Source organism: Baekduia sp. Peel2402, from assembly GCF_052567285.1.
The window spans coordinates 1,253,563-1,268,154 of the sequence record NZ_CP199582.1 but is presented as its reverse complement, the minus strand read 5'-3'; the positions used below and the strand labels follow the sequence as shown (position 1 = coordinate 1,268,154).

13 protein-coding genes and 2 tRNA genes are annotated in these 14,592 nt (G+C 68.6%); 10 read left to right on the top strand and 5 right to left on the bottom strand.

The genetic code is table 11. The annotated features are described in order from the left end of the window. The first annotated feature begins 7 nt into the window (after positions 1 to 7). Together ACT01A_RS06240 and ACT01A_RS06235 are read left to right on the top strand one after the other, a co-directional pair. Positions 8 to 79, top strand: a tRNA-Gly gene (locus ACT01A_RS06240). Positions 80 to 98: 19 nt separating this feature from the next. Then, a tRNA-Pro gene (locus ACT01A_RS06235) sits at positions 99 to 172 on the top strand. A 661-nt stretch (positions 173 to 833) separates the two neighbouring features. On the opposite strand, the gene ACT01A_RS06230 is transcribed toward ACT01A_RS06235, so the two are convergent. The 3 genes from ACT01A_RS06230 to ACT01A_RS06220 are packed head-to-tail and all read right to left on the bottom strand — an operon-like array spanning position 834 to position 4,244. After that, positions 834 to 2,663, bottom strand: a complete 1,830-nt coding sequence (locus ACT01A_RS06230; RefSeq protein ID WP_445151378.1) for an AAA family ATPase — start codon at positions 2,661 to 2,663, stop codon at positions 834 to 836. A gap of 22 nt (positions 2,664 to 2,685) precedes the next feature. After that, positions 2,686 to 3,171, bottom strand: coding sequence for an ABC-three component system middle component 2 (locus tag ACT01A_RS06225; RefSeq protein WP_445151377.1), 486 nt, complete (start codon positions 3,169 to 3,171; stop codon positions 2,686 to 2,688). Next, positions 3,168 to 4,244: an ABC-three component system protein gene (locus ACT01A_RS06220; protein ID WP_445151376.1), complete on the bottom strand. Its 1,077-nt coding sequence runs from the start codon at positions 4,242 to 4,244 to the stop codon at positions 3,168 to 3,170. Before ACT01A_RS06220 ends, ACT01A_RS06225 begins: the two co-directional genes overlap by 4 nt. A gap of 248 nt (positions 4,245 to 4,492) precedes the next feature. Here ACT01A_RS06220 and ACT01A_RS06215 point away from each other — a divergent pair, with 248 nt between their 5' ends. The 3 genes from ACT01A_RS06215 (at position 4,493) to ACT01A_RS06205 (ending at position 8,862) form a co-directional block, all read left to right on the top strand. Further along, a complete protein-coding gene (locus ACT01A_RS06215; RefSeq protein ID WP_445151375.1) occupies positions 4,493 to 4,687 on the top strand; it encodes a hypothetical protein in 195 nt (64 codons plus the stop codon). Between the two features lie 369 nt (positions 4,688 to 5,056). Then, positions 5,057 to 7,561 (top strand): helicase C-terminal domain-containing protein, encoded by a 2,505-nt coding sequence (locus ACT01A_RS06210; protein WP_445151374.1) that lies wholly within the window; start codon positions 5,057 to 5,059, stop codon positions 7,559 to 7,561. A gap of 224 nt (positions 7,562 to 7,785) precedes the next feature. Then, complete coding sequence (locus ACT01A_RS06205; protein ID WP_445151373.1) at positions 7,786 to 8,862, top strand: hypothetical protein; 1,077 nt, start codon at positions 7,786 to 7,788, stop codon at positions 8,860 to 8,862. Here the strand turns inward: ACT01A_RS06205 and ACT01A_RS06200 are convergent. Next, on the bottom strand, positions 8,802 to 9,458 hold the full coding sequence (locus ACT01A_RS06200; RefSeq protein WP_445151372.1) for a hypothetical protein: 657 nt from the start codon (positions 9,456 to 9,458) through the stop codon (positions 8,802 to 8,804). The two genes, ACT01A_RS06205 and ACT01A_RS06200, sit on opposite strands and share 61 nt — an antisense overlap. Before the next feature lie 27 nt (positions 9,459 to 9,485). On the opposite strand from ACT01A_RS06200, the gene ACT01A_RS06195 reads away from it, so the two are divergent. The 4 genes from ACT01A_RS06195 to ACT01A_RS06180 all read left to right on the top strand — a co-directional run bounded on the left by ACT01A_RS06195 (position 9,486) and on the right by ACT01A_RS06180 (position 11,259). Beyond that, positions 9,486 to 9,839: a hypothetical protein gene (locus ACT01A_RS06195; RefSeq protein WP_445151371.1), complete on the top strand. Its 354-nt coding sequence runs from the start codon at positions 9,486 to 9,488 to the stop codon at positions 9,837 to 9,839. Between the two features lie 122 nt (positions 9,840 to 9,961). After that, on the top strand, positions 9,962 to 10,219 hold the full coding sequence (locus ACT01A_RS06190) for a helix-turn-helix domain-containing protein (protein ID WP_445152802.1): 258 nt from the start codon (positions 9,962 to 9,964) through the stop codon (positions 10,217 to 10,219). A gap of 6 nt (positions 10,220 to 10,225) precedes the next feature. Next, positions 10,226 to 10,783: a hypothetical protein gene (locus ACT01A_RS06185; protein WP_445151370.1), complete on the top strand. Its 558-nt coding sequence runs from the start codon at positions 10,226 to 10,228 to the stop codon at positions 10,781 to 10,783. Beyond that, entirely contained in the window at positions 10,780 to 11,259 is a 480-nt protein-coding gene (locus tag ACT01A_RS06180; RefSeq protein WP_445151369.1) for a hypothetical protein, read from the top strand. Before ACT01A_RS06185 ends, ACT01A_RS06180 begins: the two co-directional genes overlap by 4 nt. Before the next feature lie 429 nt (positions 11,260 to 11,688). Here ACT01A_RS06180 and ACT01A_RS06175 read toward each other — a convergent pair whose 3' ends face one another. Further along, a complete protein-coding gene (locus ACT01A_RS06175) occupies positions 11,689 to 13,050 on the bottom strand; it encodes an ROK family protein (protein ID WP_445151368.1) in 1,362 nt (453 codons plus the stop codon). Between the two features lie 522 nt (positions 13,051 to 13,572). Here ACT01A_RS06175 and ACT01A_RS06170 point away from each other — a divergent pair. Beyond that, on the top strand, positions 13,573 to 14,592 hold the full coding sequence (locus ACT01A_RS06170) for an ATP-grasp domain-containing protein (protein ID WP_445151367.1): 1,020 nt from the start codon (positions 13,573 to 13,575) through the stop codon (positions 14,590 to 14,592).

Genomic DNA, 14,592 nt, shown 5'->3' with positions numbered 1-14,592 from the left:
GGGCCCTGCGGGCGAGGTGTCAACGGCTGCACGGGAGCCTTCCAAGCTCTAGGAGCGGGTTCGAGTCCCGTCGCCCGCTTCATCCCATCTCATAGCCACGGGGAGTGGCGCAGTCTGGTAGCGCACCCGGCTGGGGGCCGGGCGGTCGCAGGTTCAAATCCTGTCTCCCCGATCGAGTGGAAAGGCCCGCAAATGCGGGCCTTTTTCGTGCCCTGGAGGGCGGGCTGGAGAGCGCGCCCGGTCCAATTCCCGGTCCAAATCTTCCGCGGCGTGTGACAGGAGCGACTCACGCCGGGCTCCCCGATGCCAGTGCCAGCGCCGGCTAGAAGAAGGCCCTTGGCCGACTGGATATCGGCTTTGTGAGCGATATGAGTCCTCGGTCGGCGCTGTAGGAGCGGAGACCTGGCCGTCACCAGGCTCGCGGTCACACGCGGGGTGCACGACAAGGGGTGAGCGCGGCTGCCGCGAGAATCCCGGGGTACGAGATGCTCTCGTTCGACGTCGCCAACGTAACTCGGTGGCTGCGTCACTCACCCATCGCTGGCCCGCCTTGGCACGAGTACATGGATGACGACGACCTAGCGGCCCTCATCTGGAGATGAGCGTTATTGCCACACTCGACCCGTCACCACTGCATCACGCGCAGCCCAAGCCGTCGTTCGCACTAGCCAGACGGCGGAACGACCTCTTAGCGTGCGGACGCGGTGCACTCGGAGGTGGGCGCCACCGACGTCTTTGATGCTGGCCTCCTCGCCCGCGGCAGAAAAGCTTCGCGTACCGCGGAGGCAGTGCGCTGGTTTCGGACCGTCCGTCTGGGCCGACTTGGCCTGCCCTCAGGCTGCTCTAGGCGGATAGAAGCCCTGACGGCCGCTCCCCTGCGGCCCGGAGAAGCGGTGAACGGAAGCCAGGTCCAGGATCGAGGCGGGCGCCTCGACGTTCTCGATGACGATGATCTGGCCTTGCGTGTTGCGGGCCAAGTCAAAGAGCGTGGCGGTATGGACGTCGCGTGTCAGCTCGGGGTCGACCTGGTCATCGCTGACACCCTTGAAGTTGTTGAGCGGGGTATCGATGACGACGAAGCCGGGGTGGGGGGTGTTCTCGGCCAAGCAGTAGCGCATCAGGCCGACGGTGAAAGCGGCATGGGTGACAGCCCGGACGCCAGCGCCGTGGCCGCGCCGCAGCTGGCCGCCGACGTAGAGGTCGTCCTCTTCCTGGCTGTAATGGACATCGGTGTGGAAGGGGAACTTCCATGCGTCCAACAGGCTGCTGATCTGCTCACTGAGCTTGTTCAGCGCGGCCGCCTGGAGGGGCGTCTTGAACTTGTCCAGCGTGGCTTTCGAGTCGGTTTCCGCCTTTGTGCGCAGCTGGTTGTACTGGTCGAGCTGTTCGAAGCGCAGGAGGTCGCGGGCCAGAGCGGCGCGCCGGCCGGTGAGTTGCTTGACGCGCTGGCGTGCACCGGCGGCTGACGGGTTGGCGACCTGCTTGAGGTCAGCGTCGAATTGCTCGGCCTGGCTGCGCTGGCTGCGCCATTGCTCCCGCGACTTCTCGGCTTGCTGCACCGCGTCTTCGACGGCGCGCTGCAGGTCATCCAAGCGCGGCTGGAGCTTGCGAAGCTCAGCGCTCGCTGCGTCCCGGATCTGCTGAAACTGCGCTTCGTCGGGGTGACATTCCTCTGCGGTTGGCAGCGGTCTGTCGCACACCGGGCAGCGTGCCGGGGCCAACTGGGTGAAGAAATGGCCGGCTTCAACCGCAAACTCGAGCCGCGCCAGGTCCGACTTGTAGTGGCGGCGAAGCAGCGCGAAGCGCTCCTGGACCTCGCTGGCTTCCTGATAGCTGCGACGCGCCGCTTCGGCGTTGCTGAGCGCCATGTTGCGGCGCGTGAGCAATCCTCGTACCCGTTCGCCGCTGCGCGCCGCCTGCTCGGACACCTCCGAGAGCTCGGAATCGATGTCGTCGATGGCTGCTTTGAGCTTGCCCCGGTCAAGGTTGCCCTCGCGGATCTCGGCGTGCAGCTGGCGGATCAACTCATCGAACACCTTGAGGCGCTGCTTGGCCTCCTCGCGCGCGTCGGCGGCCAACTTGGCCGCCGCCAGCCGCTTGGCGTCTGGCGCCTGGCCGGTCAGGAGCATGTGGAAGACGGCGCGGTAGGCGGTCGCTTCGCTGTTGGCCGGAGGCAGTACCGGCGAACCTTGGGTGATCGACTCTTCCTCGTCGATCAGCACAAACGGAGCGACAGTGCGGAAGCTCAGCACCTGGGTCTTGCCACTCTCATTGGTCAAAACGCGCCAGGAGGGGTCGAAGCCGCTCAGGCCGACCAGCCATCCGGAGAGGCTTTTCTCCGGGTGGAGAGGATCCGCTTTGGCCTTGTACTCCTCGGCCTGGTCAGCGTTCCAATCCTCCAGCGGTCCGTGGAACACCAGCACCTCGCCGCGAGGATCGGCGAAGCGCCGGCGGATGGTGTGCTTCGCCTCGCCCACGGCCAGCTCCAGCAGTACCTCCTGGTAGCCGTTCATCTCTGGGATGCGATCCGGCGCAGCGCCGGCGCCCAGCGCATAGTCGATGCACTCGAGGATATGCGACTTGCCGGTGTCGGAATGGCCGGTGATGAGCGTGAGTCCGGCCCCGAATTCCATTACCGCGTCCGGCCGGTCCGGGCCGATCACCCGCAGCTCACACAGTCGGGGTCTAGACATCATGCAGCGACCAGTCGGGCCGGCCTTCGGTGATCAATTCGTCCTCGCCCAACTGGGCGAACGGTCGCAGAGCGTCGGCCAAGCCCTTGTCCTGCATCCGGCCGAAGCGTTCGATCACCCACCCGGCACGCTCGCGCATGGAGGCGGCGTAGCTCGACTCGAACTGGTTTGCCACGTGTGCACCGGCGCGGGTAGCGGCGTACTGGATGCCGCGCGAACTGAAGCGCTGTTCGACCAGCTCGCGGCTCCGCATGAGGTTCAAGCCGGCTTGAACCAGCTGGCGGCGGACCAGTAGTTCGCCTTTCTTGCCAGGCGATTCCGGATGCAGGCTGGGCGGGCCATCGAGATCGCCACTGTGCACAACCAAATAATCCAGGTACACCAGGCTCTGCGTGTCGTAGCCGCGCTTGCCTGCGGCAGACAACAGAAACAGCGTGCGCAGCCCCGCTTCGAGCGGCGTGTTGAAGGGCGCACTCATCCGGAGCTCCAGCGAACGCGGCCGTCGTTAGCCAATTGGTGACAGATGCCTTTGCGGTCGGAAGGCCGCACCTCTGGGGCCAACGGGTGGTCGCTGAGTTCCACCGTCGTCGCGTGAGCGGTCACACCCAGAACGCGGTCATAGCCGGTAGCGAAGGCGCTCTGTACCACTGGCTCGATGCCGTCCAGCAGTTGCTGTTGCAGCTCCGCGTACTGCTCGTTTTCGGCGACGAGAACATCTTTGGAGAACTCCCGAAGCGATTCGGCGCAATAGAAGTCGCGCCGGCTGCCGCGCAGGTGCGGGCCATAGGTGGCGTGCGAGTCCGCGCCCGCTCGGTCGCTGACGGCGCCGCTGGAATGTTCTTCGTAAGCCTCGACCAGGCACCCGATGTAGCCCAGCTCAGTTTGCTCTACCTCATCCGGCGGCGTCTTCACCTCGGGCCGGGGCTTGGCTAGGCCCCCGCCGAAGAACGCCGCATAGCTGGGCTTGCCCTTGAAGCTCAAGATGATGTCTTCGCCCTTGATCACGTCCAGCGGCGGAAAGGCGAATCCCGTCAACTGGTCGCGTATCTCGGTCAATGGGCAGAGCTTGGCGCAGTATTTCTTCCAGCCGTCGATCAGCCGAGTGCGCACCTGCTCGGGATCAGCAAGCCACAAACGTGTCTTCTCCGACACGCCCTTGGGCGCTACGAAGAAGTAGTTGTCGGGCACGCAGTAAGCGCCTTGCGAGCTGTAGTAGACCAGCTTGCCCAGCTCGGTCAGAATGTGGCTGGCGACCAGCGGGGTGGCGTAGTGCTTGCACTGATAGTTGTCCCAAGCGCCAGCCGGGTCGGCGGTGAGATAGCCGATGACGTCGCGGCCCATGTCTCCGGTCCCGCCGGCTCGTAGCAGTCGGGTGTAGCGGGGTCTGCGCGTCTCATCGAGCCAGTGCAGAACCAGCGACTCCAGCTCCTCAGACGGCATGATCTTGAGTCGGCGCTCCGGGCTGATCGCCGCGCCCGCCAGCAGTTCGCTGCCGGTTCTACGCGGCAATGCGGGCGGAGGCGGAAGCTGGAGCAGTTCGTCGGACGGCATAGGGCGGGCGCGATGGGTCGAGCAGTATCGCGTCTCGGGCAGATGGCGTCGCAAGGCTGGACCAGCCAAGCACTCTTGAAAATAGCTCAGTCTCTGGGAAGTGCAGGTGATCCGGTCACAGAGACGGGCATGGCTCACGCGTGCCGTCTGCAGGCGCCAGCGGTCGTGACGTCCACTCTGGACGAGAAGCGGCACTTCGGCGTGGACCCTTCGCCGAAAGGCGAGCGGAGGTCAGGAATACTCTCGGCATGGCACGCCTCAAAAGCGCAGATCAGGACCAGATCGTCAACCGGCTCATCGTGGAGATCGAGACGATGGACGGCGATGAGTGGGACCAGCTACGCGAGCAGCTCGATGCCAGGCGCCGTGCCCAGGTAGATGCCGAAGCACGCGAATGGGCTGATGACTCGGTCGGCGACGAGCACTGGGACTCGGACCGGTAGCGATCTCCCCTACATGCACGCTGGCGAGCGCAAGCAGCTCGACCGCCACGCCTACGGCCCGCCGCCCGTCCGGCGCGGTGAGTCGAGAGGGTGGTGTCACTGCCTGTCCAAGTCGTACAACAACTCTATTGCCATTCGATTCGGATAGGTGATCTCGCGGCCACGAGAACCTATCGCTGGGTCCGGCGCGGTGCCGGCGTGTCGGTGCCCGTTCGTCTGAGGCAGGACCGTCCGGCGACCAGTCCCACGCGCTCCCGGTGCGCGGAGCGAGCCGTGACACGGGTCGGTTCAAGCCTCGGAGCGGTTTCAACCACGTGTAGATAAGGTCGAGGCTCGCCAAACGCGCGCAAACCAAGGACGATAACTTCCGTGCCCATCGACTTCAGCAAGATCGGGCGGTCCTCCGTCTCGGACACCGTCACCGAGCCGCGGCGGATCTTCAGCGCTCTGTCGGCGAAGGACGAGAAGTACAGCTACGCGCGCGACGTCCAGTCGCAGGTGTGGAGCGCGTGGCATCCTCGGCGTGCCGAGCGCGACCTCGTGGTCAAGATGAACACGGGCGGCGGCAAGACCGTGGTCGGGCTGATCATGCTGAAGTCGTGCCTCAACGAGGACGTCGGGCCGGTCGTGTACCTGACGCCCGACAACTACCTTGCCGGACAGGTCCGCCGGGAGGCCGCGGCGCTCGGGCTTCAGTTCACGGAAGACCCGGAATCGCGGCCGTTCCTGCAGGGCCGGGCGATCCTGATCGTCAACGTGCACACGCTGTTCAACGGGAAGTCCAAGTTCGGCGTCAAGGGCGCGCAGTTCCGGACGCCCATCGAGCTCGGTGCGGTGTTGATCGACGACGCGCACGCCTGCATGGCGACCGTGACGGAGCAGTTCACGCTGAGGATCCCGTCCACCCACGCGGCCCACACCAAGCTCATCAAGCTCTTCGAGCCGGACCTGGTCGCGCAGTCGTTGCCCGGGTTCAAGGACCTCGAGCAGGACGATCGCTCCGCCTTGATGGCGGTCCCGCCGTGGGCGTGGACCGACAAGCAGGCGGCGGTGCTGGACATCCTGCATCCCCATCGGGACGACAAGGTCTTCCAGTGGCCGTGGCCGCTGCTCGTTGACAGCCTGGGCCTGTGCCGCGTGGCGATGACGCCGTCGACGGTCGAGATCGCGCCGCCGTGCTTGCCGATGGAGATGCTGCCGAGCTTCGCCGACGCCAAGCGCCGGATCTACCTCACGGCGACGCTGGCCGACGACTCGGTGCTGATCACCGAGTTCGACGCGGACCCCGACAGCGTCCGGCGCCCGGTGACGCCGGAAAGCGCGGACGATCTCGGCGAGCGCATGATCCTCTCCCCGCAGGAGAGCTTCCCCGAAGTCGCCGAGGAGGACATCCATGCGTTCCTCGTCGAGCAGGCGAAGACCTACAACGTGGTGGTCATCGTTCCCTCCAAGAAGCGCCTCGCGGTCTGGGAGCCGCTCGCGGCGGAGACGGCGACCGCGAAGGAGCTCGATGACGTCCTCGAGAAGCTGCGCGAGGGGCACGTGGGGCTGGTCGTGCTGGTCAGCAAGTACGACGGCATCGACCTGCCCGACGACGCGTGCCGCGTGCTCGTCCTGGACGGTCTGCCCGAGGCCCGCGACCCGCTGGAGCGGGTCGACTCCGACGCGCTCGGCGGCAGCGACGTGACGCTCATGCGTCAGGTGCAGCGCATCGAGCAGGGCATGGGGCGCGGCGTGCGCTCCAACAAGGACTACTGCGTCGTCATGTTGCTCGGCTCGAAGTTGACGGCGCGCCTGAACACGCCCAAGGCGCGGGCGATGCTCAGCCCGGCGACGCGGGCCCAGCTCGCGCTTTCGGACAAGGTGGCCGACATGCTCGAGGGCGAGGAGTTCGGGGCGCTGGAGGGGCTCGTCGAGCAGTGCCTCAAGCGCGACCCCGAGTGGGTGTCGCTCAGCCGCGACGCCCTCGACGGCCTGACCTACGAGAAGGACGTGGCCATCTCCGACGTCGCGCTCGCGCAGCGAGCCGCGTTCGATCTCGCCGGTCAGCGCCGGTTCGCCGAGGCGTCCGAGCGCCTGCGCATGGCGTTCGGCGCCGCGGTAGACGTCAAGCAACGAGGGCGGCTCAAGGAACAGGCGGCCGCCTACCTCCACGCGGCCGATCCCGTGGCGGCGCAGAAGCTGCAGCTCTCCGCCGTCCAGGACAACCGGGCCGCGGCGCGTCCGGTCGACGGCGTGAGCTACAAGCCGCTGAAGCCGATCCAGCAGCAGGGCAAGGTCGCGGCGGCGTTCCTGAGGGAGACCTACGACAGCCCGGTCCAGCTGATCCTGGGGGTCAAGGAGCTGTTGGCGGACTTGGTCCCCTCGGAGGACGAAGCCCTGGTCAACCCGTTCGAAGAGGCCGTCCTGCAACTCGGCCTGCACCTCGGCTTCAACTCCGAGCGGCCCGAGCGCGACATCGGCAACGGTCCCGACGACCTGTGGTCCATCGGCAACAACAAGTACTTGGTCATCGAGTGCAAGAGCGCCGCGTTGGCGGACGAGATCCCCCGCAGGGACATCGAACAGCTCGGCCAGTCGCTGGACTGGTTCGACAACCAGTTCGACAACACCATGACGGCGACGGGCATCATGATCCATCCGTCACGACAGCTGCACGCCAAGGCGACCGCTCCGGCCGGATCCAAGATCATCACGTTCGCCAAGCTGGAGCAGCTGCGCGACACCGTCACGGCGTTCACCCGAGCGATCGCCAAGGACGACAACTACAAGGACGCCGACGCCGTCGCGGAGCGGCTGCAGAAGTTCCACCTGACGGGTGGGATGTTTGTCGGGCACTGGACGGAAGCGCCCAGGTCCACGTCCCGGAGGTAGCCGGCGCAGCGGCTACTTCGCGATCGTCAGGCGGGTGATCGCCGAGGTTCCGCGGCCCTTGGTGACCAGCAGAGAGACCCGGCAGGAGCCGATGAACGGGGTGGCCGCTCGCGCGCGCAGCTTCATCGCGACGCGCGATCGTTGAACGCGGCTGATCAGAAGCTACGGTCGCGAAACCGTCCGATGCATCGTCCAGAATTTCGACGGTGCCCAAGCGTGGCCAAATGTACGTCCGTCCCGAGCACGACCAGTGGTCGTTCGTTGAGGCGCGCAGCCGGGCCTATGACGGGGCGATCGTTGCGGCGAAGCACCTCGCGCCGTACCCGCCGGGTCATCAGAGCTTCGGGAAGCCGGCGGACCGTCTCGCGCGGGCGGTGCTGGCAGCGCAGCGGACGTTGGTTGTTGATCCCGGGACGCCGCAGCTGTCGTCGCGCGCCGTCACGCGCTACGCCTCGGCGGCGCGGTTGCGTGCGACAGGTGGGGCGGGCGTCGTCTCGCTGCCGGCGACGCCGGCGACGGTCGTCAACACGGTGATTCGCGACCGCTTCGTCGATGCCGTGATGGACGACCAGCGCCTGGCCTCAGAGGTCGCGCCGCCGTACTTCGAGCCGCGGTCGCGCCAGGACGCTGCGCACCGTCGCAACATGCAGATGCTCCGGCGCGTGATCAGCGTCCAGGGCGTCCAGCGACCGGTCGCCTTCCTGCAGGTCACTCGCGCGCGCTTGATCGCGGGTCTGGTCACCGAGCTGGCCCGCGACTACGCCGCCACCGGTGTGGAGCGGGTCTACCTCCGCGTGCGCGGCGGCGGCGAGCAGGCCGATGCGGCCGGGATGCGCGCGTGGCTGGCGGCGGTTGACGCGTTCATGACCCTCGGGGTGGAGCTGTTCCCCGACTGCGTGGGTCGGCTCGGGCCCGTGCTCGTCCACGCGGGCGCGGCCGGGTTCTCGACGGGGACGATGTTCTTCCGCTCGGCACCCCAGGCGCTGCTCAGTCGGGACGGCGGCGGTGGCGGTCAGGCGGTGTCGGTCGAGTCGCACCGAGGTTGGCGCGAGGTCGAGCGCGAGAGCGCCGAGGCCGCCGCGCTCGGACCGTGCCCCATGCCGAGCTGCCCGGTCGGCCGCGCGGCCGACCCGTCACTGGACGATCTCCGTGAGCATCGGCTCCACACGCTCGATCGGCTCGCGCGCGAGGCCGTGGTACAGGACACGACGACGCTGATCCGGTCGCTGCGGGCCAGTGCTCAGCCGCGAGCCGGCGTGTGGGCCGACGTGCTTGCTGAGCGCGCGCGGCGCATCGCCTGAGCGAGCACCCACTCAGCCAGGGTCTGCGCCTGAGACGCGGACGCCGCCTCCCAGGACAGCCGGCCGGCGGGCAGCGTCGAGGTGCAGTCGGCGGCCCACGCTGAGACGGTGAGCCCGTGGCGTTGGGCGTCGACGGCCCAGGCGGCGGCGACGTGCAGGGCGGGGGACAGCGGAAGGCTCGTCCCGACGGGCGACGCGCCCGCGAGCACCGCCCCGGCTCGGAGCGCCGCCGCATACGAGTGCAGCTGAGCAAGTGCCGGCGAGCGCCTGTCGCCGGTGGCTGACATCGCCGACGGCCCAGCCGCGTCGTCGAGCGCGGTAGCTAGATCGGCCTCGTCGCCGCGGACGAGTGCCACGGCCTGGCGGAGGCTGCGCTGAGCCTCGAGCGCGACGGTCAGCCACAGCGCGGCAGGGACGCCGGCCTCGTGCGCGCTGGACGAGATGTGCGCGCGAGCCGCGTCGTCGAGATCGACGACGACCAGAGTGGTCAACTCACCGGGGCGCTGCGGTCGCGCGACGAGGTCGTGCGGGCGCAAGTCATAGGCCAGCACATCACGCTCGGGCGCGGAACGATCTGCGGGAACGAGGCGGAGCATTGGTATGGTAATAACATACCAACGACGATGGACGATGACGCGCCCTCCCGCCGTGCCGGAGCGGGCCAGCCCGAGTTGCTGCCCGACTGGCTGCTCGGCGGCGCGGGGCGCCGGCGGATCCTCGAACGTCTCGTTGAGGACGGGGGATGGACCGGGCGGGCTCTCGAAGAGGAGCTCGACCTTGGCCACGCCTGGGTCTTCGAGGTCCTCCGCGTGTTGCTCCAGGCCGAAGCGATTGAACGCGTCCCCGACACGCGAGGCCGCTACCGCTTGGCCAAGACCGGGCTCGGGAAGTCGTTGCGTTCGACGCTGAAGGCGCTCGAGCCGTTCGCCGCGACGCCGGTCAGCCGACCTCCGAGCCGACGCAGGGGGCGGTCCTGAGTCTGCGGCGGGGGCGTGCCGGCTTGACACCTGCGAGCGCGTAGTCGGGCCGCGAGGCAGTCTTCCCGAGAGCGCGTCGTCGGCGGTCGGCCGAGGGGTCACGGGTGGTGCCGTCGACCTTGATGCGTGGGCGACGCCGCGAACAACAGGAGCAGGATCAGGAGGCGCTGATGACCGCCGACGAGGTCGCGTCCCTGATGCAGGTGACCTCGGCATGGGTCTACGCGGAGAGTCGTCGAGGTGCGTTGCCACATGTACGCCTTGGTCGGTACGTCCGGTTCCGTCGGTCTGCGATCAACCGATGGCTCGACGACTCGGAACGCGGACCGCGGACCACACAACGACCCGAGGGGGCGAAGTTCGCCTCGGTCGTTCCTTGAAGTGACATGGCCGCCAAGAAACGCGACTACGGCACCGGCGAGCTGTACCTCGACACGAAGCGTCGGGCGTCCGACGTGCTCGTCGCCGTCGAGGATCAGGAGGAAGCGTTCGAGCGGCTGTGGCAGCTCGACGCGCATCCGGATGGCGTCGAGGCCGCTCCGGGCGACGTAGAGCGCCGCGAGCGCTGGACGGTCGGCGGCGGGCAGCTCACGCGCCGGACTGCGGCCTGGGGTGTCCAGGTCGCGGAGCTTCTTGACCGAGCGCGCCTCGTCGGCATGACGGGCGACGGCGTCGGGGTCGTGCGCGTGGCGTTGGTGGAGGACTTGCTTGACGTTGCGGTCGCCTCACCGTGGAGCGAGGATCTCGCGTTCCTGCCCGGGCTGCGCGCCGTGCTGGCGAGCGAACGCTACTCGACGCGCCGAAGCTGCCGCATGAGCGACGTCGAGGCTCGTCACCGCGCGCTCCTGCAGACGCTCGTCGACCACGACGTCCGCTTCGTCCTGGTCGGCGGCGTCGCGCTGCAGCTCCACGGCTGCAGCGGGCGACCCTCGACGTGGACGTGACGATCGCCGTCGACGGCCGCCCGCCGCTGTGTTGGATCCGAATGACCGGAGCCGGGACGTCCGTCTTTGTGTCTACAGTGAGGTCGGTGGTCGTCACCAGTGTGCGACTGCGGCCGGGCGTCCAGCCCTCGCAGGTACTCGACCAGCTGCGGCCGCTCATCATGGAGGCGGGGAACATCGTTACCCGCGGCATCGGCGTGAACGGCGTGACCGACATGCGCGACGCGTACCTCATGTGGGTGGAGGTGGTCGAGATGCAGCTGCGGAGCGTCGTGCGCGATCCCGACTTCCCGAACGCCCTCCAGACTGCGCGGTACTGGCACATCCGCGAGCTGGAGCTCGGGAGTCAGCCAGTTCCGCCAACCCTCGCTGGACTGCAGCGCCTCCACGGCCTCGACGGCGCGCTCTCGGTCCGCCTCGCGCCGCGCTTGGCGCTCGGCCTCGGTCTTGGTCGACACGAGATCCTCCTCGGCTGAGGTCCCGCCCGATGCGGGACCGTTGCCATCCCGCCGCACGCACGGACGCGTGCCATCGTCGGGTGGCGGTCGCCGCATCGGGACGACCTTGCCGCGGTTCTTGGCCGTCAGACCGACATCGAGACAGCAGCGACCGCGCCAACCAGCACGATGCCGCCCGGGACGAGGCCTCGACCGTCGTTGACGGTGGCAAGTCGCGCGCACGGCGCACTAAAACCGGTCGTAGAGAAGGTTAATGCCTGAATATCGTCCACTCAGCCCCCACGCGGCCCCGGACGCCGTCGGTCAGCGCCGAACAGCGATAGGTCCGTGTGGGAGGCGACCGACGCCCCGGCGCCCAGAACGGCCAGCCGCTCGTGTGGCGCAGGTCGCACGACAGGACGCTGGTGCCATCGTCAGCGCGCTGGTGCCATCGTCAGCGCGCCGGTGTCACGGTCGGCGCGACGGGCCGAGCAGCTCGGCGGCGGCTCGCCAGGACGACGGCCCGGTGCGCATGTCGCGCAACAGCGGGCCGAGCACGCTCTTGGCCAGCTCGTCGTCAAATGGGGGCGGCTCATTGCGCAGCGTATTGCGGATGGCGCCGAGCACTCCGGACCAGCCGTACTGGCTGGCCACCACCGGCGGCTTGGTGGAGACGATGTGGTCTCGGTGGTGCAAGGCTTTGTCGACCGACGACGTGAGCGTCTCGCCGGCGTTGCGCATCCGTCCTGCGATGACGATTAGGTCGGGATCGACGAACTCGACCACGGGGATGAGCGCGCGCCCCAGCAGCGTTCCAGCGTCTCGTACCGCCGCGACGGCCGCTTGGTGCTCAACGCTGTCAGGCGCCTCGAGCGCGGCCATGAGCTGACGATGGCGCTCGCCGTAGTCGCCCGACCCATTCTGTCCGAACACCCGATCGGCGATGGCGGGCGCTGAGGCGTAAGACTCCAGATGACCGTGCCCGCCACATCGCGTGCAGGGGGCTTCGGGCTTGAGCGACGGCAGGCCGTGGAGTGGGTCGCCAAGGATCTCGGGATCGGCCGGCAGGTGCCCGAGCTCACCAGCCGCGCCGGTGGCGCCGCGTAGGACTCTGCCGGCGGGCTCGATGAGCGCACCCCCGATGCCGCCGGAAACCTTGACGACCAGCAGCGTCGTTGGCGGCGGATCGTTGCGCTGGCGCAGCCACCACTCGCCCACGCCGGCGACGTTCGCGTCGTTATCGATGTCGATGGCCAAGTCGCCCAGGCCAATCGCTGCAAGTGCGTCTTGAACAGCCGGGCGCAGGTCCTCATGGCTGGTCAGGCCGCGGAGGATGCGGGTGCTGCTCAGCCTGCCATCCAGGTCGACGGGAGCCGGCAGCGCGACGGTGATGCCTCGGATCAGGTGCTCGTCGACCTTAGCTCGCTGCACCAGCGATGAGGCCATCTCGGCGACCATGCCGAAGACCTGGGCGGGCTGGCTGTGCTCAAGCTGTGGCGCGGCGCGCCCCTCAAGCAGTGGCCCGTCAGCGTCGACCACAAGCTCGCCGCGCGCGTCCCCCAGGCCGCAGCGAATGGACTGGTGGCCCAGCACCACGCCGATGGCGAAGCCCCAGAGCGGGCTGAGCCGCATCACGTGGTGGCGCTCGCGCGGCCGACCGCTCGGGCCCCAGGTGACGAGCTCGCGCTCAAGCCCCCAGCGGATCACCGACTTGAACGCGTCCTCTGACAGCGGGTGGTCCTCGCCGTACAACTCAAGGACGAGTCCCTTCCAGTTGCCCGTCAGCGTGGCGCGATCAAGCTCGCCGTGCACGAACAGGCTGCCGAGCACCGTGCGCTTCGTGCCATCTCTTGGCCCTCTGTCAGTTGGCTCAGTGATGGTGCGAAACTTAACCAATCCCACCGGTCTTGTCGACCGAAGTCCGGGGTAACAGCGTCTCCGCCAACCGGGGGCTCTTGCGGCGCTCGATCCCCCTGCTGCGGACCGGTCTCCGCCCCAGGGCTCCGGATGGGCAGGCCGAGGCCGCCGACGTGCTCACTCGGCCCGGGCTTTCGCGCGAGCTCGACCTCGCCCTGCCATCGGCCTCGTGACCCGCCGTCGCGCTCGTGCTCGCCACGGTGACGATGCGGCGGCGGTTCCGGAGGCGCGGGCGGTGCAGCTCCTCAGCGTCGAAGCTGTCGGGAGCCCACCGCTCACGCGGCCGTCGACCCCGCCAGCTTGGCCGTCGAGTGACCAGAGGTCGGCGACGGCCTGAAGCCGTCGCGCTACCGCGCGAAGACCTTCTTGTTGAGGGCTGCCGCAAGGAGTCAGGTACGCGTGCACCCGTAGCCAACGACTTTGAGGAGAGAACGGATGCCCCGCCGCACCATCTCCGACGCTCACGACGCGTCGCCCCGCCTGACCGTCGTCTCCGATGGCGCCTCGTACCCGCATGGGACGCCCGTCGCCGTCATCGTCGGAGGCGATGCGCAGCGACAGCGCGCCGCCGCCGAGGCCGGACGCGTCGTTGTCGACGCGCTCGTGGCGCTCGGCTGTGAGCCGCTGGTGGTGCAGGCCGGGCCGTCCCTGGCCGGCGACCTCCAGGCCGCGGGCCCCCAGGCCGCAATCGTGGCCGTGCTCGACCAGCGACTGGCTGACGGCGCCGTGCAGGACGTCTGCGCCGAGCTGGAAATTGCCTGCGTCGGCGCGACGGCGCCCGCGCTCCGGGCCTGCGCCGACCGGGTCGTCGCCGCCGAGCGCCTGGCCGCCCACGGCGTGCCGGTGCCCGACCAACGCCTGTTCACCCGCGCGGCGATCCACGCCGTCGGCCTCGGTGCGGTGCTGCCGCGCACGGCGCAGGCGCTGGGCGCCGACGTGATGATCAAGCCGCGCTTCGGCACGGGCGGGCTCGGGGTCAAGCGCGTCCGCGGCGGCGACCTGGCAGGTGCCGTGCTCAACACGTTCAACTACGGCGACGCGGTCGTCGTCGAGCGCGTCGTGCCGGGGCGGGAGCTGACGGTCTTGATGACCGGCGCTGCCGACGAGCCGATGGCGGTCGGCGTCGCCCAGGTCAGTTACAAGAGCGAGGACTCGCTCGCCGCCGCCTGGGCGCGGGAGTTCCAGCCGGCCGACGATGTCGACCGAAGCTCGCTCGGCGTCGCCGTCAACGCGGCCCGCGGCGCGGCCTGGGCGCTCGGCCTCAGCGGCCTGAGCACCGTGGACGTGATCGTCGACGACGACGGCAAGGCGTGGGTCATCGACGTCGACGGCATGCTCGACTGGCGCTCAACGGGCGTGCTTTCCGCGTGCCTCGTCCACGGCGACTGCACTGCGCCGCAGCTGGTGGCGAGCCTGCTGCGCGACATCGGCGCGGCGATGCGCCTGGCGGCGTGA

What these genes read in the sequence shown, in the direction of transcription:
- ACT01A_RS06225 (WP_445151377.1), bottom strand. Translation starts at nt 3,171, where the DNA reads ATGAGTGCGCCCTTCAACACGCCGCTCGAAGCGGGGCTGCGCACGCTG.
- ACT01A_RS06220 (WP_445151376.1), bottom strand. Translation starts at nt 4,244, where the DNA reads ATGCCGTCCGACGAACTGCTCCAGCTTCCGCCTCCGCCCGCATTGCCG.
- ACT01A_RS06215 (WP_445151375.1), top strand. Translation starts at nt 4,493, where the DNA reads ATGGCACGCCTCAAAAGCGCAGATCAGGACCAGATCGTCAACCGGCTC.
- ACT01A_RS06205 (WP_445151373.1), top strand. Translation starts at nt 7,786, where the DNA reads ATGTACGTCCGTCCCGAGCACGACCAGTGGTCGTTCGTTGAGGCGCGC.
- ACT01A_RS06200 (WP_445151372.1), bottom strand. Translation starts at nt 9,458, where the DNA reads ATGCTCCGCCTCGTTCCCGCAGATCGTTCCGCGCCCGAGCGTGATGTG.
- ACT01A_RS06195 (WP_445151371.1), top strand. Translation starts at nt 9,486, where the DNA reads ATGGACGATGACGCGCCCTCCCGCCGTGCCGGAGCGGGCCAGCCCGAG.
- ACT01A_RS06190 (WP_445152802.1), top strand. Translation starts at nt 9,962, where the DNA reads ATGCGTGGGCGACGCCGCGAACAACAGGAGCAGGATCAGGAGGCGCTG.
- ACT01A_RS06185 (WP_445151370.1), top strand. Translation starts at nt 10,226, where the DNA reads ATGGCCGCCAAGAAACGCGACTACGGCACCGGCGAGCTGTACCTCGAC.
- ACT01A_RS06170 (WP_445151367.1), top strand. Translation starts at nt 13,573, where the DNA reads ATGCCCCGCCGCACCATCTCCGACGCTCACGACGCGTCGCCCCGCCTG.